This is a genomic window from Leptospira soteropolitanensis, assembly GCF_026151655.1.
Lineage (GTDB): Bacteria > Spirochaetota > Leptospiria > Leptospirales > Leptospiraceae > Leptospira_A > Leptospira_A soteropolitanensis.
In genome coordinates this window covers 485,604-505,589 of sequence record NZ_JAMQPN010000002.1, presented here as the reverse complement: position 1 = coordinate 505,589, position 19,986 = coordinate 485,604, and the positions used below count along the sequence as shown (strand labels likewise).

Annotated in this window: 16 protein-coding genes and 1 pseudogene; 8 read left to right on the top strand and 9 right to left on the bottom strand. The window is 32.5% G+C overall.

Annotation, left to right across the window (positions count from 1 at the left end; genetic code table 11):
• Positions 1-183: 183 nt before the first annotated feature.
• Together ND811_RS07095 and ND811_RS07090 are read right to left on the bottom strand one after the other, a co-directional pair.
• Positions 184-2,358, bottom strand: coding sequence for a VapE domain-containing protein (locus ND811_RS07095; RefSeq protein WP_265351385.1), 2,175 nt, complete (start codon positions 2,356-2,358; stop codon positions 184-186).
• Entirely contained in the window at positions 2,351-2,671 is a 321-nt protein-coding gene (locus ND811_RS07090) for a hypothetical protein (RefSeq protein WP_265351384.1), read from the bottom strand. Before ND811_RS07090 ends, ND811_RS07095 begins: the two co-directional genes overlap by 8 nt.
• A 669-nt stretch (positions 2,672-3,340) precedes the next feature.
• Between ND811_RS07090 and ND811_RS07085 the strand changes: the two genes are divergently transcribed.
• The 6 genes from ND811_RS07085 to ND811_RS07060 all read left to right on the top strand — a co-directional run bounded on the left by ND811_RS07085 (position 3,341) and on the right by ND811_RS07060 (position 6,261).
• The gene (locus ND811_RS07085; protein ID WP_265351383.1) at positions 3,341-3,970 is read left to right on the top strand and encodes a tyrosine-type recombinase/integrase; all 630 of its coding nucleotides are present in this window, start codon (positions 3,341-3,343) and stop codon (positions 3,968-3,970) included.
• A gap of 207 nt (positions 3,971-4,177) precedes the next feature.
• Positions 4,178-4,318, top strand: coding sequence for a hypothetical protein (locus ND811_RS07080; RefSeq protein ID WP_265351382.1), 141 nt, complete (start codon positions 4,178-4,180; stop codon positions 4,316-4,318).
• 123 nt (positions 4,319-4,441) lie between these two features.
• Positions 4,442-4,807 (top strand): hypothetical protein, encoded by a 366-nt coding sequence (locus ND811_RS07075; RefSeq protein ID WP_265351381.1) that lies wholly within the window; start codon positions 4,442-4,444, stop codon positions 4,805-4,807.
• 32 nt (positions 4,808-4,839) lie between these two features.
• Complete coding sequence (locus ND811_RS07070) at positions 4,840-5,430, top strand: metallophosphoesterase (protein ID WP_265351380.1); 591 nt, start codon at positions 4,840-4,842, stop codon at positions 5,428-5,430.
• A gap of 27 nt (positions 5,431-5,457) precedes the next feature.
• The gene (locus tag ND811_RS07065) at positions 5,458-5,844 is read left to right on the top strand and encodes a hypothetical protein (RefSeq protein WP_265351379.1); all 387 of its coding nucleotides are present in this window, start codon (positions 5,458-5,460) and stop codon (positions 5,842-5,844) included.
• A gap of 18 nt (positions 5,845-5,862) precedes the next feature.
• Entirely contained in the window at positions 5,863-6,261 is a 399-nt protein-coding gene (locus ND811_RS07060; RefSeq protein ID WP_265351378.1) for a hypothetical protein, read from the top strand.
• Positions 6,262-6,636: 375 nt separating this feature from the next.
• Here ND811_RS07060 and ND811_RS07055 read toward each other — a convergent pair whose 3' ends face one another.
• Positions 6,637-6,825 (bottom strand): hypothetical protein, encoded by a 189-nt coding sequence (locus ND811_RS07055; protein WP_265351377.1) that lies wholly within the window; start codon positions 6,823-6,825, stop codon positions 6,637-6,639.
• A gap of 564 nt (positions 6,826-7,389) precedes the next feature.
• Between ND811_RS07055 and ND811_RS07050 the strand changes: the two genes are divergently transcribed.
• Positions 7,390-8,652, top strand: a complete 1,263-nt coding sequence (locus ND811_RS07050; RefSeq protein WP_265351376.1) for a putative phage abortive infection protein — start codon at positions 7,390-7,392, stop codon at positions 8,650-8,652.
• A gap of 11 nt (positions 8,653-8,663) precedes the next feature.
• Positions 8,664-10,976 (top strand): DUF262 domain-containing protein, encoded by a 2,313-nt coding sequence (locus ND811_RS07045; protein WP_265351375.1) that lies wholly within the window; start codon positions 8,664-8,666, stop codon positions 10,974-10,976.
• Positions 10,977-11,150: 174 nt separating this feature from the next.
• Here the strand turns inward: ND811_RS07045 and ND811_RS07040 are convergent, their stop codons facing one another.
• From ND811_RS07040 to ND811_RS07015, 6 genes and pseudogenes are all read right to left on the bottom strand, one after another.
• Positions 11,151-11,393 (bottom strand): hypothetical protein, encoded by a 243-nt coding sequence (locus ND811_RS07040; protein WP_265351616.1) that lies wholly within the window; start codon positions 11,391-11,393, stop codon positions 11,151-11,153.
• 780 nt (positions 11,394-12,173) lie between these two features.
• Positions 12,174-14,375, bottom strand: a pseudogene (locus tag ND811_RS07035) (type I restriction endonuclease subunit R); the annotation flags it as partial.
• The gene (locus ND811_RS07030; RefSeq protein WP_265351374.1) at positions 14,372-15,097 is read right to left on the bottom strand and encodes a hypothetical protein; all 726 of its coding nucleotides are present in this window, start codon (positions 15,095-15,097) and stop codon (positions 14,372-14,374) included. The pseudogene ND811_RS07035 and the gene ND811_RS07030, both read right to left, overlap by 4 nt.
• On the bottom strand, positions 15,097-16,389 hold the full coding sequence (locus ND811_RS07025; protein ID WP_265351373.1) for a restriction endonuclease subunit S: 1,293 nt from the start codon (positions 16,387-16,389) through the stop codon (positions 15,097-15,099). Before ND811_RS07025 ends, ND811_RS07030 begins: the two co-directional genes overlap by 1 nt.
• Before the next feature lie 12 nt (positions 16,390-16,401).
• A complete protein-coding gene (locus tag ND811_RS07020) occupies positions 16,402-17,259 on the bottom strand; it encodes a hypothetical protein (protein WP_265351372.1) in 858 nt (285 codons plus the stop codon).
• A 39-nt stretch (positions 17,260-17,298) separates the two neighbouring features.
• Complete coding sequence (locus ND811_RS07015; RefSeq protein ID WP_265351371.1) at positions 17,299-19,275, bottom strand: type I restriction-modification system subunit M; 1,977 nt, start codon at positions 19,273-19,275, stop codon at positions 17,299-17,301.
• Positions 19,276-19,986: the final 711 nt, after the last annotated feature.

Here is a 19,986-nt window from a genome sequence, read left to right as displayed (position 1 = left end):
TTGGATGCGTTTAAGTAAGGAAAACTCTATTAGACTTCTTCCAAATTTTGATTATCAAAATCTAAATTATTCTGTCTTGCATAAGATTACAAAATTATATGATGAGGCAGAATTTGCCTCATTAATCCTAGATATTCATTATGGTTAAGTAATTTTTAATTACTATTTTCTCTAAGTGAATTTTCATATTGCTAAGCCCATTTGACAGTTTGATTCAAGTGATTTGATTTCTCTTGAATGTTTAGATTCGAGTTTCTGTTGTAGTGAGTTATCTATTTTTGATTTCTTGTAAATAAGATATTTGCGTACACCTTTTTCTCTCATTTGAAAGAAGCCTTTTTTCTTCATAATTTTTCCGACTTTATCTATCGTTAGCAGTCTTTTAACGGTTTCGCTTTCAATCTGGTCGATAATTTCAGAAGCTCCCAAAATTTCCTTTGTATCGAAATTTACGTCTTGTTTATTACTAAAAAATTCATCGACGTATTCTTCAAATGCTTCTATTTTTCTGAATTCTTCGTTTATCTCCTCAAACATTCTTACTTCTTCTTCGCTAAACGTAGTTGGCTCTTGGATTATTTCCGTAATGAATTTTATTTCACCCCAAATTTTCACGGTATCTAGAAGAAGGAGTTCATTTAACATTATTGATTTAAGTCTAAATGTTGGAAATCGTCTGTTTCCAGAATCGTCCATCAGAATTGATGTATCAGTATTGATTGAGGCAATGAACGAACATCGACGTTCTAATTGAGTATCAAGACGACCATAAGGGAGGCGATCAGTAAATTCTTTGGAAGTGATTAAACTTTTTAGGGACGATGTATCACTTTTTCCAGTCGTACTGTCGAATTCATCCAGGTGGATTACTGCCATGGTAGCCACCCGTTTTCTTGAGTCCTTGTTATCCGCTTGAATTGCACCTGTATAAAAATATTCTCTAGGTATTGTCTCGAAAAGTTTATCCAAAAATCGATTTTTTCCTATTCCTTGCTTGCCTGAGAGAACTGGGCAGATTTCGTTATGCTTGGTTCTTTTTGCCAATAAGGAATAGGTTGCGACTAGCCAGCGTCTTATAACCTTTTGAAATAGATGACTTTGTTCTGGTTTTTCTAAAACAAAATAGGAAAGGAATTTTTCTAATTCGGATTCCTCGCCTTCTTTTACTTCAATGACAGGAATGTTCTGTGTCCAGTCAATGAACGGGTCATAATCATTACCTGAGATTGACTCCATAGAAGCTTCAAGAATATCTTTCTTTATTAATCCAATTGAATCGTTTAGATTTTGGTTAATTTCCTTCCATATTGTTAAAAATAATCGATCAGTAACTGGTAACCATTCTTCTGAATCTAATTTTCTTATCTCAGCTCTATTAAGCACAACATTATAACGTTTTTTGTATATATGCTCAAATACAAGATCCAAGGCAGTGAATTTATCCATTCCTATAGTTAATTTTTTAATATTCTTCCAGGTTAGGGAAGAGTCAGAATTTTCAAATTCCTCTGATTTCTGTTTTTCAATGTTACATGCACTTATTAGGTCTTCGAATGATTTGCCTGATTCGATCCAGTTTTTCACATCTTGTTTTTCTGAAATTAATTTTCCATTCTTGATTATTGCAAGTTCCTTTAATCCTGGCAATTCGACAATATATGAATCGATTTTTGCTTTCCGAAGAGATTTTAAAACTTTCTGAGAGAATTTGGAACCTGCATCATCATTGTCTGGAAAAATATATACTGTTTTGTCTTTTAGAAAACTAATAGATTGGGCTTCAATTTTGTTTGTCCAGGACTCCGCACCTCCACTTGTTGTTGCAGAATAGTCTGAGTGAATGCATATATTTTGTACACACTCTGCATTCCCCTCACCCTCGCAGAAGAAAACGATTTTGGATGGAACCACCTTGTGTAGATTATAGAGGGTAGGTTGAATACCATTCTTCCCTTTTTCCCATGTTGCACCATTATCTTTAGAATGTTGCCAAATGAATTGTTTATTCTCCGTAACGTTTCTATTTCTTACTAAGCGTAACCCTAAAAATTTCAAATTTTCGTCATACCATTCATCGTAATAAAATATATTGCTCTCCAAACTTTGAGGAAATGATTCACCGTAAACTATTCTACAGGCTTCCTTCTTTGTAAAACCTTTGTTTACAAAAAGATCAATTATGCTTCCGCCTTCACTCGTTGCGTGATCTATGTAGCATCCTTTTGAAGCAGAAATATGGAATGAGCCTATGTTTTTATCGAGACGCAAGGGATTCAATGTATAATACTCATCTTCTCTCCAGTATGAATTCGGAGTGCTGAAATATTGTTCTATAATATATTTATCTATTTCAGGCATTTTGATAACCCTCTTTTGATGCATTTTCTGGAGTTATCTTCAAATAGAGTGAAGATTTGGATTTATCATTCTTTAACGTCTCGATTCTGATTCCAAAACTGAAATCGAATGCATTTAAAGTCCCAATCCATTGGTTCTTGATTTTGGCTAACTGCATTATCTTTGTTTCGTTATCCATTCCCAATTCGATACAAGGATGTAAAAGGATATCCCCTAAATTTAAGTAATCTTTTACTAATGTCTCATCTAATTTTATTTGTCCTATAGTAATGGTTTTACCATCGTCTATAAGCTTATATTGCAATCCTTCCATTGAGGCACCGCCTAAAGTTATTAGCCAAAAGTCTGAATTTTGGCTTAATTAGTTAGTAGAGGCTCAAAAAACTATTTTCACTTTAAGTGACAGGGATTATCCCATCTATATATTCATATTAGGTTTCATATACTTTTTGGGTGAAAATACCACCTTCTTCCACGTCTGGCAGGGATATCGGTAATTGATTTGAAGAGTATCATAACGAAGTTATGAAGTAGATATATACTTTTTAATATTAGAGAAAAGGTGGTAAAGGTGGTATATTATAATGTAACCTTCGTCTTAGTACTAAATAATTGAGGATATCAAATTATAAAGTTATTCCTTTCTACATAAATTTACAGATTTTCTTTAATCTCGACCCTTCGTTTAATTTCTGATTCCTAAATAGGTTACACAACTAGTAATTATGTAACCTTAATATACAATAAGAATTAGATAAATTCTTGACAAATGTTCAACATTTGATAAAAACAAGTCATCGAAACATTAAGAAAACAATCTATAAAACTTCCTGCTACATATCAATATCGTGTTGGAGTAATCAGATTCCAGGAATGGATTGGTAGCAAACCAGTCACTGAAGATATCCTAAGGGAATATTTCCAAACACTAAAGAAGCAATACTCTCCAGCTACGATTCGACTAACAAAAACTTCCATCAAGTTGTGGATACTAAAGAATCATCCACAGAAAACGGATATTATCTTCAGGAATGGTATAGAGAGCGTATTTAGAGACATTAAAGTTCCAAAACCTAATATATCTATGACAGATTCCAAATTTTTAAGTGAAAAGGAGGTTAAAATACTAATCGATAAACTACCAGGCAAATATAGTCTGATTCTACAGGCACTTTATGCTTCTGGTTGCAGGATTTCAGAATTGTTATCCATAAAACTAAAAAATTGCAAGATATTGAAAACCCATATTGAGGCTAAAGTTTTAGGTAAGGGGGGGAAAGAAACTAGTCTAATTCTCTCGAAGGTTCTTTATGCTAAAATAAAGACACAATTCAATGGAGATGTGTATTTGTTTGAAAATACAAATACTGGGAAGCCTATTACTAGACAGTTAGTACATAGAACATTGCAAAAGATCGGGCAGTCTGAGTTAAACAGAAATGTTCACCCTCACCAGACTAGGCATAGTCGTATCTCTCATCTATTGAAAAATGGTAAGCCATTAGATGCCGTCTCTCGTTTTGCTAATCACTTTGATCCATCATTCACTGCAAAAGTTTATGGGCACAACAGACTAAGCTCAAAGGAAATCTTGGAATCATCGATAGATTAGAAAATTAATTTTTTAAAGTTTTTTTCACATCGGCTTATTTGCTCCAGATTGATATTTTTATTATCCATTTCATTTACCCCGAAATCCTAGTTTAGATTTTAAATCCTTACTTAAATTAGTAGTATTCTGAAAAAATGTTGACAAACGCCTATTGGTGATATATTGAGCCACAGAATTAAATTTTGTTTATAAGAGAGGTGATGCTGTATGGAAATAGATTGGGATGAGGCGATCAGACTAGATAATGAAATGAAGGCTACGGAATATTATAGGAGAGTTCAAGAAGCTCGCCAGAAGAGATTGGCTGAAGAAAAAACTGAAGATAGACCTGATAGGGAAGAAAACTAAAGTTCGTATTAGTATTGAGACTATCAGAAATAATGAATTGTTAACAATTGTATGCGGGGAGATATAGCGTTTTTATAGTTTAATTAACAAATTGTACCGTTTATACGTTAGGAGGTGACACCTATGAAAAAAATTATTACATCTTATGGTTTTATTAATTCAATAAAATGGAATGGAGAATGGTTTTCTGATCAGGAGAAAGGCTTCTCACGTGTAATTTTACCCCAACAATTGATTAAGCAAAGATCCCTTGATGAGTTAGGTCTTCTCTCGATTATTATAAAGAATTGTATTTTTTTAAAAACCCATAAGGAAGATTCATATATTTTTGATTCTTCTTCCTCTGTTTTGAATTTAAATTCAAAATTTCTTGTGCTTGATAAACCAGAATTTAAAGACTTGGGATTTCTTTGGGCATTTAAAGAAGGGAAAATATCATTCATCAAATATTTCACTTTAGAGGAGGTAAGTAAACTATCAAAGAACTAAATAATACTGAAAATCTCTGTGAAAAAGATGATTTGAAATATGAAAAAACAATTGCAATTGGCGATGTCCATGCTTGTTCAATTCAACTTAAAGAGCTATTGTTTAAATTAGAAATCATTCCTGACGCACTTCTTCTCTTCATGGGCGATTATATTAACTATGGAACGCAAAATAGAGAGACTATAGATATCTTGCGGTCTCTGAACAGAAAAGCAATATTTTTGTTTGGTAATCATGAGGAATGGCTCTTGAAATTGTGGGAGGAAAATGAAGCTCATCCAATCAAGAGAAAGCAGATACTAAAATATTACAATTTTACTGAAGTTCATTTGAATTGGTTCAAAGAAAACTTAGTATATTCCTATGAAAATGATTATGCTTTCTTCAGTCATGCAGGTATTGACGATCGAAATAGTTTAAAAGAGCAAACAAAATACGACCTATTGAATTCAGCATTTCGAGAAAATTTAGATCATGTGACCTCCAAATTAATCATTCAGGGGCATATCCCATTTAATAAAGTAGTAAATTATGGAAATCATTGGTTTTTAGACACCAAATGTGGGTTAGGTGGTAAATTGAGTGCTCTCGTTGTGCCTAGTATGCAGGTAATAACAAGTTGAAATAATTAAGTGAAGAGGTAGGAGCTTATGGAAATAATAATAAATAATAGTGCAGGTGTATTGCGAATATTCGTTACGAGAATAGATCCAGAATATAGGAGAATAGAGTATTTTCTAGATTTGAATCAGGACATAGATTGGGAGAAGGTTTTTTTGAAGTTGGAAGACGTTCCTCGTAACGATTTAATTTATCACTGGGTGAAAGGCTATCAAGAAAAACTTGGCATAATTCGATTTGACAATGGGAATACAGTGTTTTCGGGATTGAGAGATCTTGCGATTTTCACAAAGAATCTTAAAGGTAATATTAGCGAGGAATTCGGGGATGAGTATTTTCAAACTTATTTGGATTCATACATACATCGAATGATCTATTTAGAAGAAATTATAGATTCTTTAAATTTAGAATGCTAAATTCGAGGAGAACAAATTATGCAAAAACTTAGAATGAAGACTAAGAACCTGGATGTATTAATCAGATACATTGAGTCGGCAGAAACTAGGGTCAAGGGGCAGTGGGAAACATTGTTTAACGGAATTATTACCTTTAAATTAAGGTATCCCTATTTAAATGATAAGCTTTTGCAGAAATATAAAGAGAAACTTATTATCGAATTTCAAGAAAATCAAAACTCTGTATATTTTGCTTCTTCACCCAATATAATGCTAGCTTCTCGAAAAGGGGGGGAATATAAGTCAACATTCGTTCATCCAACGTATGAGGATGATATTGTTGATAATATGAAAAGATATGTTGATCTTCTGACAGATCTAGATGACCTAATTAATAAAGGATTTATGGAACTTTCAGCTAGTGAAATTTCATTTTGAGAATTTGTCTTTTAGGTAATTCAAATAATCAATTCGTAAAGTATAGGGAATGTTCGTCTGTGTAAGATTATCGAAAAACTGTTTTTCATGGGCGAAAATTTCATATTCTAAGTCCTTAATAAGTTTATTGATTGGCGTTATAGTTCTTTGGTATTCGATCGGACTTATGATATGAGATTTCATTTTTCGCTTCTCATCAGCTAATGATCGCTTGCAATCTATAATGCGGGAATGCAATTCGTTTCGTTCTCTTATGAATGCGGGATAAAAACGGTCAATCTCATCAGATTTACTCTCTAGGTTACTCAACTGCTCGTATAATTCGATTAATAATGATTTGGCATAGTCCAATCCTTCTTCATCCAAATACGAAGTTCAAGGATCAGCAAAGTAGGGTTTATGAATTCCTGTTTTAAGACCATTGTATGGCGAGTTCATTTCAATCACCAAATCTCGTTTTGTTCGAATTAAGATTTTGCCTATTTTTTGATTGCCTTTGTAGTTACACTGGATCGTGTCGCCTGCTGGTTCAATGTTAGAGTCTGATTGGGTAAGAGAATTCATCAACGCCTCCGTTTTAGCAGTTTATTTAATGACGTCTGCAAGTAGGGGGGTAATCCCATAAATCACGTCTAGCTGTAGGATATTAGACTATGAATTATACAAAAAAAGAAAATTACGATATTTTAGTTCGAATTTATTTCTAGTATATTCATTGCGTAGCAAATAATCAGAAAATGATTTGAGATACTAAGTTTTCTTTTGAAATAAGACTCTGTTATTTACTAGACCAATTTTGTTATGAAAAGAGTCTTTTAATAATTTTTGCAATCATTAATTTATCTAGGCTTATATATTTGAAAATGGAAAATTTTAATACTATTAATAAAAAAAAATTCTTCGAATGTAAAAATTTCAAAAAAAAATGTTTTTTACCTTTTATCAAAAATATTTCGTATAACGTAAACAAATGGTTGAAAATTTATTCTTTATATTTTATACAAAATAATTAACTAAATACCAAGTATATCATGATATTGCTTATATACATTATTTATATTGATTTAGGCTAATTTTAGAAAAAGTATAAATTGTAGAAAATTGTTTTTTTGAGAATAGGGGAACAGGATGTCTGAAAAAGTAAGAATGACACTTTTTAGCGAAACTACAGGCAAAATCATTACCATTTTTGGATTTGCATGTATTATTGCCTCCATCGTTGTATTTCTTAGTTTTGGCAGTTGGAAAAAATCAGCCATAATAGACGAAGAGATTATTGGACAATTTGGCGATTTTATCGGAGGTTCCGTAGGTACATTATTTTCGTTAACAGGCGTAATACTTTTCTACGTTGCATTAAAAGAGCAAAGGAGAGACATAAATATCAATCAACAAAATCTCGGATTACAGACTCAAGCTTTACATAGTCAAATTGATGAATTTAAAGCACAAAAGGAAGAGTTAGAAGCAACTAGAAAAATTTTTGAAGAACAGACAAATTTGATTCGAGAGCAGATAAAGTTATCAGTATCTCAAAATGAAGAAGTTCGAGAGCAATCTGCCATAGCACAATTGAATTATTTTAATAGTAATTTTTACGCATATTTAACTCTTTTAAACAATTCTAGAGAATCTTTGGAAAATGACAATATAATCGAAAAGATAATCGAAGAACTAATTATTAGTACAACTAAGGAAGATCCGATTAACGTAACATTGGAAAAACTTAAGAATAAATTTCTTGAACTTTTTGAATTAAATCGAGAAAAATTGTCTATTTATTTTCGAACCCTTTATAGAGTGATGCTACTAATTGAAAATAGTGGCATTGATATTAATAAAAAAAAGGAATATTTTAAACTCTTGAGATCTCAAATAAGTGAAAAAGAATTGGTGATGCTTTATTACAACTATATATCGAATTTAGGTATTAAAGTTAGATCTATAGTAGTGAAATATCATTTTTTGAAGCATTTACGAAGTGTGAAAAAAATTGAATTTTTTCATGCCTTGAATAAATTAAATATTAATGAAATTAATATTTTTTTAGAATATTTAAGTTCTTCGCTTTATAAATTTATAAATAGATTATCTGACCTAGAGGAAGAAGATAAATATTTTTCTGAAAAATCATTTTTATTTGGAATGGAATTTCTAATCAAAATATTTTATGATGACAAGGTAGTCATTGCACTCTCCTTTGATGAAATTGAATTTAATAAAGCAAATATTCTGAATCATTCTGAGATGCAAAAATTAGTAAATTTAGAAATCTATTCTACTCTTTTTGTTTCAATATTTAGATCTATTATTGGCAATGAAATCGTAAATTCATTAAGTTCTGACGAAGGCAAACTTGAGTTTCGTTTTGAAATAAATTACAGTTTTTAAGGGCTTAACAAATGACATCAAACGGTAAGCAATTTATTCAAATTTTTAAAAATAGTTTAAAAATAACACCTCGCACTATTTCAATCAAAACACTTTTAAGTGAACGAAACTTAAGAAGAATTGATTATAAACCATATTATCAAAGGAATTATGTATGGGATAATGTAAAACAATCGTTCTTTATTGAGAGCGTTATCTTGGGTACTGAGATACCTCCTTTAATATTGTTTAAATCAGGCACAAGGGTAGAGGTAATTGATGGAAGGCAAAGATTTGAAACCTTAAAAAAATTTATCGAAAACGATATATCATTAACTGAAAAAGGATTATTGTCATTACCAGCTCTAGACAAACAAAATTTTAATAAACTGAAAGAGGAAGTTAAGGATATTTTTTGGAATGCAAATATTCGAGTTTTCGAATTCGAAGTTTTGGTTGGAATTGATACTACAATAGAAGATAAAATAAAAAAGGAAATATTTAGGCGATATAATACTGGTATTACGCCACTCACTTCAATTGAAGTTGATTCGGCGAAATATGATAATGATGATCTGTCCGAAATTATTGAAAAAGAGTTAACTTTTAATGTTCAATTATATCAAAAAATAAGAAAAAGTTTTTTTCCAAATGAAGTAGAAAGTGAAGATTTAAAGGAAAAAATAATTGATATTTTGAGAAAAGTATATGTTCTTCCGAAATTTCCAATTTCCAGATATGCAAGAGGAGCACAAAGAACGGAGATATTTAACATACTATATGAAACAGCAGTTAATAATAGCGATGATTTAGTTTCAGATTTTCAAAGGCTAAAAGGATGCTTAAATGTTCTTTTTGATCTTCAGTCTTCTATTGAGGAAAATATTCAGATATCAGGGAATAAATTATTGAGTGAATGCCTTTTGTGGGCAATATTGATATTGGAAAATGAAGGGAAGTTAATTGATTATACTAATTTTTTGAATCAGATAAATGAACATTATAAATTAAATTATATAAAATATTCGGATGAGAATTCTTATTTCTATAAAGCAATTATTACAAGATTTGAAGACACGGCAGAATTATTCTCTAAAATTAGTGGCTTAAATTTTGATATTTTTTTAAGAAAAAATGATTTTGTACACGATTTAAAGAAAATAAGGCAATCTGATAGTGATGCAAAAGATATTATTAAAATTCTCGAGAGCTTAAGAATTAACAAACCTTCCCCAGTGTCTAGACCTATTGAGGAAATTCTTTCGGATGTAATAACAAATAAATATTTAATTAGACCTTCGTATCAAAGGCAAGAAAAGATTTCAGAAATAAAGGCTTCTTCAATCATCGAAAGTATTCTTTTGGGAATTTATTTACCTCCTTTATTTATTTTTAAAAGAAAAGATGGAACAAAAGAAGTAATAGATGGTCAACAGAGGTTGCTTGCCATAATTGCTTTCGTTGGTAAGCAATACCGAAATGAAAATAATTTATTAACATATTCAATGAATAATAATTTCAAACTTAAAAAATTGAATATTTTGGTTGATAGCAACTCATCTAATTATAATTCTTTGTCAGAAATAGAAAAGGATAAAATCCTCGATTTTGTTGTTGATGAAATTATTATAGAAGAAAGTTTAAATGAAGGATTCGAGCCAACGGATCTCTTTATTAGATTAAATCAAAAGCCTTACCCAATAAACAACAATTCATTTGAGATGTGGAATTCTACAGTGGATAAAGAAATTATAAACAGGATTAAGGATGTAACTGGAAAATATGTTTCCTGGTTTTATAGTAAAGAGAATGTTGATATTAGGAATCGAACCGATCGAATGGAGAATGAAGAACTTGTTACAATATTGTCTTATATAATACATGTAATAAATAAAGAAGGTTCTTACGAAAAAGCTTTGGGGTTATTTCTTAGGAGTGATAGAATTACGTGCCGTTTGAAGAATAAATCAGCAATCACGGATTATTTAAATAAATTAGAAGATAATTATCATGAAAGAGAGAGTTTTTTAAAAAGTATTGATAGAACGGAAAGTTTAATTGTTAAGTTTGGCGAAATGATTGGGGGTGAGTTGAGTAAGGAAGCTGTAAATACTTTCTTTAATGTGAAAAAATCCAAAACCTTTCGTCGATCGTTTCAAGATTTCTATATAACTTGGTTGATTTTAGACTCCTGGGAAAAACGTAATAAAGATGGTAATCTAGTTGATGTTAGAACTGATATTAGGGATTTGCTTGTTTTATTGAAGAATGTAGATTCGGTAAACGTAGACGAAAGTTATTTTAATAGTTTTATTATTAAATTAAATAGTAAAACCATTTATTGAAGTATATTCTTGATTAAGATCTCTAAAGCTTACAGTCTATGAGTCTTGGTATATTTTGTTTTTAAAGTGGAACTTTATTCTTGATGGCTATGCTTTTAAATTTTCCTACGCCATTTTTGGAAAACTTCATGAGCAGTTTTTTTTCGGTGTCAATAAATTCTTGAATCATCTGCCTTAAGTCATACCATTATTCAAATTCTGAATGAATATATTTAACATTATTTTGGCAAATTTGTTTAAAAATCTCTCATCATTCAAGAGTTTTGCCGAGATGTCTTTATTTGAATTCATCGTATTCATAATTGCTTCTGTTAAGGCTTTAGGATAGTCTCCGAGCATAATTTGTTCAATAGAATTGCCCGCCTTCATTTGATTTTGAACTTCTTGGTTTTTTAAAACTTCATTTTCTAAAGACATACCGAAGTTATACATTTTTTCGACAGCATCTTCTTCAGATACTCCTTCGCCAAAAATCTCATTAATACTATCGATAATATCAGATAAGAGTTCCTTTTTCTTTTCCATGATACCGCTTCCGATCACAACTTTTTCTGGATCAAGAATGGTTTCTGTTAGGGTTGGATTATGTACTTTCTTATTATAAATTTTGTAGTGGGAGAGTTCAAGGGATAGAGTAAGCGATTCAGAAGTATCTTCTACTTTTAGAACTTCTTTGAGATGCTTTAGAAATACATAGAGTTTTTCTAAGTCTTCATCTTCATAATCAACGATATTGCTCATGAAATCGTAAAATTCTGTAAACTTGGTTACTCCTGCTTTAAAATGATCTAAGTCGGCTTTAACCTCTTTAGCTGAGTGTAGATTCTTTTCTGCCTCTCGAATACTTTGATCAATCTTCGATTGTTTTGCTTGAGAGAGAATTTCCATAGCATTGGATATGATTGAGACAGCAATTTTATATCTTTGTTTAAAGGTGTTTTGAGGAACTGAAACGATGGAACTTAACTTTTCTTGGGTAATTTTAGACTGTTTTTTGTTTTGGATATTGGCGAGTTGTTGAAAGTATTCTTTTGAAAACTCTTCTACATGATTCATGCTAAAGATTTGGGCATCGAGAAGTTTATTCTTAATTAGAAATATATCATTTGGATCAGAGTTATTCGAAAGATTTGTTACCTTATAAAAAGGAGAGAATGCTTCGATAATCTCTTCAACTGTATTAACAAAATCCAATATAAAGGTTTGGTCTTTATTTGGATAAATTCGATTTAATCGTGAGAGTGCCTGAACACAATCGACTCCAGATAGTTTTTTGTCAACATACATGGCACAGAGTTTTGGTTGGTCAAATCCAGTGAGAAACTTATTGGCAACGAGCATGATTTGAAATTCGTTCCCATCGAAGGCTTCCCGCAAATCCTTACCATCAAGATTTGGATTCATATTTTTTTCTGTAAAAGGTTCAACCCCATATTCTTTGTCAATTATCTCACCAGAAAAAGCCACTAGTGCGTGAATATCAGGGTATTTCTTTTCTTTGATGTATTTATCAAATTCGAATTTGTATCGGACTGCCTCTTTTCTAGAACCAGTTACCACCATTGCTTTGGCAGTTCCATTTAGCATATGTCGAACATGTTTTCTATAGTGTTCGATGATGATGCTAATTTTTTGAGATATGTTATGTGGATGGAGTCGAACCCATTTATTAATCTTATTTTTTGCTTTTTGGGTATCTACTTCCTTGTCCTGGCTTAAGTTTGCAATTTTATATGCCACGTCATACGTTATGTAGTTCTTTAGAACATCTAGTATGAATCCTTCTTCTATGGCTTGTTGCATTGTATAGGAATGGAAGGGAACAGGGGTGTTCTCTTTAGATTTAGGTTGATTTGGGAATTTTAATCTACCAAAGATTTCAAGAGTCTTCGGTTTTGGTGTAGCCGTAAATGCAAAGTAACTTATGTTTTTTGAAGATTTCCTACTTTGTAAGCTACTAGCGAGTAAGTCTTCAGCTGTGAATTCCTCATCATCAGATAAATCGGTCTGAAGAACGTCCTTTAATTTTGATGCCGTCTTTCCTGTTTGAGAGGAGTGTGCCTCGTCGGCTATTACAGCAAAAGTATAAGTTTTTAAAGAAGTTTCGTTTTGGATTGCTTCTAGAATAAATGGGAAGGTTTGGATTGTAACAATAATGATTGGTGAATTTCCAAGCAGAGCATAGGCTAATTTTTGCGATTTTGATCCAATTCCCTCATCTCTGGAAATCCTTTGAACTACACCTGCTTGGTGATCAAATTGGTAGATGGTGTCTTGTAATTGACTGTCTAAAACAGTTCGATCCGTTACAACGATTACATTTCGAAAGAGTCGTTTCCCTTGGTCTTTGCCTTCTGGAATGGTAAGAGAAGCTAGTTGGTGACATAGCCAAGCAATTGAATTGGATTTTCCTGATCCTGCACTATGTTGGATGAGGTAGTTGTGACCCGCTCCTTCCATTTGTGCTGTTTGTACAAGTTTAGTAACGCAATCCAATTGGTGGTATCTAGGAAAAACCATATAATGATCTTCTGGCTTTAGTTTTCGCCCATCTTTATCTTTATCCTGTAAATGGATGAACCTTCCTATGATTCTAAGCAGAGTTTCTTTTTCTAAAACTTCCTGCCATAAATATGCTGTAGCATGACCATTTGGATTTGGAGGATTGCCAGAAGCCTCGCCATTTCCTTTATTGAATGGTAAAAACTTTGTTTTCTCTCCTTCTAGCTTAGTAGTCATGTAAACTTCTTCATTGGAGACAGCAAAATGAACGAGTGTCCGCCTATTGAATGCTAGGATTGGTTCTGGTTTTTTTGTGACAGAATTGATAGGATAACGATCAGCTTTATATTGTTTGATGGCATGATGAACGGATTGAGTGAAATCTGTTTTTAATTCTAAAGTTGAAATAGGAATTCCATTTAAGAATACCACCAAGTCGAGGATTCCACTACCATGACCTGTCCGTTCTAGCATCTCATGGTGAAATGGTGAGTAACGAATTTGACGTACAACTCTAAGGATATTCGCATCATATTGCTCTTTAGCTTTCTGGTTAGATTGATTGTCAGGTTTGAAATAAGCTAATTTGAATTTTGATCCAACAAACTCGATACCTTTTCTAAACGAACGAATGGAACCATTTATATCAAGATACTTCGCTATTTCACGAGAAAGAATTTTGTCAGTTTCAGTTCCATTTTTCTTAGCTAGTTTTTCATATTCATCTAATTGAGTCGTTTTGATAAATGAAATCAAATCTTCAGGATATAATCCTAAATCAGCATCGTATTGGTCTGGATCACCTTCTTGGTAAGGCTTGGAAAATAAGGTTGGGGTAATTGAGGTAAGGTCTCGGACAATGTCATTTTCAAATACGATTTCGTTATGTGGTCTCATATTTTATTTTCATAGGAACGAATTCCCAATCCTTTGCAATGTGTGCTTTTAAAAGAATGAATTCTATTTTTAATTTTCTCTTTTATATTAGAAAAGGTGTTGGAAAAACTTTGATGATTCTTTTGTGTCACATCACCCTTGATTGCTTTTTCCATTTCTATCAATTTATGATTTAATCTTCCTAGAGTTTCTTTGATCCCGACAGCTGTATGTAGTTTTTTTTCATTGATCATTTCATTGGAAATCAATTCTAAAAAATGTATTGCAAAGGAAAGTAGCTCTTGAAAGTTTTCGAAACTCGAAAAAACAAAAGTTTCGTTTTGGTATGCTGTTAGTTTAGTTTCTTTTTTTGAAGTAATTACATTGCCTTGAGAATTTGATTTATCAAAAGGATACTTCCCCCAATTAGTGACATGGTTTAAGAATTCAACGATATCTTGATGATTTTCTTTGGAGAAGTGTAATTCAGCTTTTTCAAATAATTCTTTCTTCAGGTGGATTTGATATTTCTTATCCAATTGAGTTAAATTCTTTTTAACAAGAATGTAGCCTTTTAATAAATTTTCCAAAAAATACGCAAAAAGAAGCACAGTAGGTCTGGTTATCGTAGAACGATTCGCTTTTAAATGAAAATCTAGGAGATTTTTAGAATCTTTCAGATACTCTTCAGCAGTTATCAGCCATTTCCGAACAGAAATGATCTGCTTCGATTCTTGATCCATCACACTAGCTCCCTTACGTCAATCTTACCCGTCACAGCAGAAGAAATCAATGCAGATCGTTTCTCATTGAGAAGTTCGATAACAGAAAATGCCTTTTCTTTTAATAAATCGATTTTTTTTGTTTGTGCATCGAGATATTCTGCAATTGTTTTTTGTTCTGTAATCGCTGGTAAAGGTACTTTTAAATTCTTAACGGTTTCTCCTGTAATTAATGGTTGTGCTGATGTACTTGCTAGTCTGTTTAATTTTGCTGAGTAAATTAAGTAAAAAAAATATAGATTTTCAAAATCGTTCCATTTGCTAATCTTTAAGGCATTATCTGTTATCCATGCAGGATAATTAATAAAATGAACATTGCCACAGAGTGCCCCTACACGTCCTATTGCAAAAGCATTTTTCAATGTATTTGGTGAGAGAGTATATCCCATTATCCCATTCCCTCCGATAGAAGGTATGCTGTGTGTTTCACTCTTTTGTGCTTCGACCAAATGATTAGAAATTCCATCACCACTAGCAATTTTTATTTTTAACCTAAGACTAACAACCTCCCATCCCTCAGGAATCTCTCCTAACCATTCCACTCCGCTGTCTTTCATTTTCGCCTTAGGATCAAGACCTTTCGTAACAGCATGAGAAATCAACGCCTGTCTCTTTTCTTCGAGTAAAGCTATGAGTAGCTCTTGTTTGGCGATGAGGTTGTCTATTTTTTTCGTTTCTCTGTCTAGGAAAGTTGCTATTGCTTTCTGTTCGTCTAGGGGGGGGGTGCTGACCCTAAGTGAAGCAAGTTTTTCTTGGTTAACATTTGGTTGACCTCCACCAGAAGAAATTCTTATTAACTCATCTCTAGTTGCATATAACCAATAGAATAAATATCGATTAAATAATTTAGTTTTAGAAAATAATGCTAAGCATGCTTGGTTAGAAACTGCTTCTTTGTTCAGCATCCCCAATCTGCCTATAGTAGCTCCATACATTGCAATTAATACAGAACCTTTAGGATGGAAACTTAATGCAGAATACGTCCTAAGAGCTTTTTCGTTAACTTTTTTCGCTGTATCTTCTATGAAACTTTCTCGAAGTTCACCAGTTGTTACCCATAATATTGAACCGCCATAAAATTCCTCTGAGCTACTTTCTGGAGTCGTACCGCTTTTTATGTATTCACATGCATGTCGAATTTTTAATGTCTTCCATTCTGTAGGAATTTCTCCTATCCATTCTATTCTGCTGTCTTTATATTTTGGGTACGGTTTAAACTTGAATTGAATAGAATTCTTATCTTTTTGTTTCATATTTATAATCTCTTAATTTGCTAACTGCTTCATGTAATCAAGTTGATTCAATAGCCATCTAAAAATATCATCAGAATTTATGACTGTTATCTCAGTATTTTGATTTGATAGTTTAGGATTTGAAGAGATATAGACTAGATTTGATTTATACTGAGCTAAACTTTGTAATTTATTTTTATCATCACCTAAGTGTGTTACTTGAACAAAGACTGACTCATTATTCGTGTTAAGTGCATAGATATCGATATCTTTCATGGTTCTTCCTATTGGCATGAGTAGATGCTTGATTTTCCAGCTATTGATGCCTACATTTCGAAGATATTCATAACTTACAATTTCCTGAAGGTCTGGAGTCAAATCAGTCCATTCTTTGATTTCTTGTGATATACCTTGATCGATAACCTTTGTCAATTTTCCAAAGCAATTTCTCCATCGGACAAACGTTCCTTGTCTGGGTCTTCTTGCCTTAAGCATCAAAAGTTCTTGAGGGCTAATTTCAAGGAATTTAGAGAATTTTAATGTCTTTAGAATCAGCTTTCCATCTTTATTATTTAGATCCTTATTTGGATCGAGACTAATGAGTTCTATTTGGGTATTTGGCTCAACATAACCGATCATTATTTTTTTGATCAAACTGTATTCTGCCCAGATATAACCGCCATTTTTTGCAATATCAAGTAGATACCGAATTGCAGTTCTTCCTTGCGGAGTGCTATATTTCTTTTCTTCTAAATAGTCTTTTTTGTCTTCAAAATTGGATTCAAAGTGAAATCCAAATCTTTGATCATCAAAAAGAGCTTGGATTTGTGAATGATTCAATTCTAAAATCTCAGTATGTCTAATGAAATATTCTAGAGATTTCTCAATCATAAAATTATTCACTCCATACAATCCAGTAAAAAGGGAGAATCATGAATGAACCTCTTGGAGGAGTTCCAGAATCTCTTTGGTAACCTTATCTAAGTCAGCATCGATTTCTTTTAAATCTCTTGGTGGTTTGTATTCATAAAAATGTCTGTTGAACGGAATCTCATAGCCTACAATCCCGACTTGGTTATCTTTCTCGTCTTTTTTGTCTCGGTCAATCCAAGCATCTGGAACGTGGGGCAATACTTCACGAGCAAAGTAGCTATCGATGTCCTCACTAAGTGGAACGTTCTCGGAATCTCGTAAGTCCGAATCTGCTTCGGTTTCCCCTTTAGCATTCTTACAGTTATTAGCTGTTTCATCTTGTTCGCCGATGATTTTAACCAATAACTTTTCGATAGCGGGAGTAAGTTTACGTTTGGCTCTAATTTCGTTTAGGAATACTTCTCGATCATTGTATTTTGATTTGAGTGATGACAGCATTTCGAGGATTGACTTTTGCTCCTTTGTATCAAGTTTAAGGAATCCTATATCGTCTTTTAATAAACTTAGCTTGATTTCATCATGAGGATGAAAGGATAACTTCAAAGGTCTTTCGACTGTAATACGGCGATACCCAAAGTCTGTAGTTTTGAAAATCTTACTCGTTTTATTCTTAGCCATAGAACCATAGAGCTTCACAATTAGTTCGATATGAGCTTCGGTCAGATATTTACGCTTTGATCCAAGAGACTTTCGCATTTTATCGCAAAACTCATCACTATTCGCATTGATGAGTTGTACCTTACCTAAGCGATCTTTATCTTTGTGATTGGAAAGAATCCAGATATAGGTAGCAATACCCGTGTTATAAAACATATCCGTAGGAAGAGCAATAATTGCTTCTAACAAGTCTTGTTCTAGAATGTATCTTCTGATTTCAGATTCACCAGAACCAGCACCCCCAGTGAAGAGAGGTGAACCATTTAGAATAATTCCAATACGACTCCCACCCTTACTTGGATCATTCATTTTTGAGATGAGATGTAGGAGGAAGAGAAGACTTCCATCTGATACTCTTGGAAGTCCCGCACCAAATCTCCCCTTAAAACCTTTCTTCTTGTGTTCATCTACTATTGCTTTTTCTACCTTTTTCCATTCTACACCGAAAGGAGGATTCGATAACAAGTAATCAAATTTGTCGTCTGGATGCTGGTCATCACTTAAGGTATTACCCAATTTGATTTTCTTTACATCCTGTCCTTTGATTAACATATCCGCTTTGCAGATAGCAAACGATTCAGGGTTTAGTTCTTGTCCGAAGTTTGCAATTTTAGCCTTCGGATTCAATTCATGGATATATTCAGTACTTGAGGATAAGAACCCTCCCGTTCCTGCTGTCGGATCATACACTGATCGAATAACTCCAGGTTTGGTCAGTGCATCATTGTCATTACAGAATACGAGTGAGGTCGTTAGTCGGACAATATCACGTGGAGTGAAATGTTCCCCTGCAGTCTCGTTACTCGATTCTGCAAATTTCCGAATCAGTTCTTCAAAGACGAGACCCATTTGATAATTATCTACTACATCAGGATGAAGATCTATACTCGCAAACTGTCCGCAAACTTGGAAGAGTAGGTCTGCCTTATGGAGGCGATCTATTATATCTTGAAAATTGAAGTTCTCGAAAATGTCTGAAACGTTTTCGCTGAAAGATTCGACATAGTTTTCTAAATTGGATTTAGTGTCATTCGTTCCTAATCTATCGAGTGCCATATTCGAAATGTTATAAAAGCCGAATCCTGACGCTTTCTCCAGAAATGGTTGAAGTGGAACTTTACTTCCCTTATGTTTCTTCTTTTCAAGTAGAACTGCCTCTCTCGTTTTCTCTAAAACACATTCTAAACGACGTAAAACAGTGAAAGGCAATATGATTCGACCATATTCGGACTGCTTAAAATCACCTCGTAAGGTTTCTGCGATTGACCAAATAAAAGATGCTAAAGATGAAAATGATTCGGGTTTGGAAATTGCCATAAACTTTGGATAATTTTAATAGATGGCTCGGACAAAACAAGAGTATTTGAAAAAAAATAATAAATCGAGATTTCTTAGAGTAAAAAATAGCAGAATATATTGGGAGGGTAAGGGCAGATATTTAAAAATAAAAAAACATTTTAAAACCTTAAATTTGCAATAAAAGTAAGAATTTGATCAATATATTTATTAGGTTCATCAGCATTCTCTTATTTACTTATTCGAAAAAATGAATGATGGAAATTCTAAATTAATTAGGATTTATTGTGAGATGATAAAATGAAAAAAAGTGAATCTGGCTGTTGGCTCACACCTAAGAGATTTTTCAAGGGAGTAGTTGTTATAATTGGTGGTCTATTTTTTCCTCCTATTGGATGGATAATTTCAGTTGTAATAACTTTAATTCTTATTCATCAAATCAAAAAATGCTTAGAGTATGAGAAGATGATTTAGAGGATAATTTATTGATTGGTTCTTGAATTAGTTTCGATAACAGAAAGTTTTATCTTTCGAATATGTTTCACTTTTACTTAAAATATTTGTCTTTAATTTTCTTGAATCCTAAGTTAAATATCTTCGAACGTGTGCCATCAAAATAGGTAATAAGTTTTAGAAGTATTCTACCTTAAGTGTGGTAGCAGTTTCTGGTTTATGAAGTTTTGAATCTGTTCATCAAAATAACAGTGCAATAATTTCACACCATTGTTATGA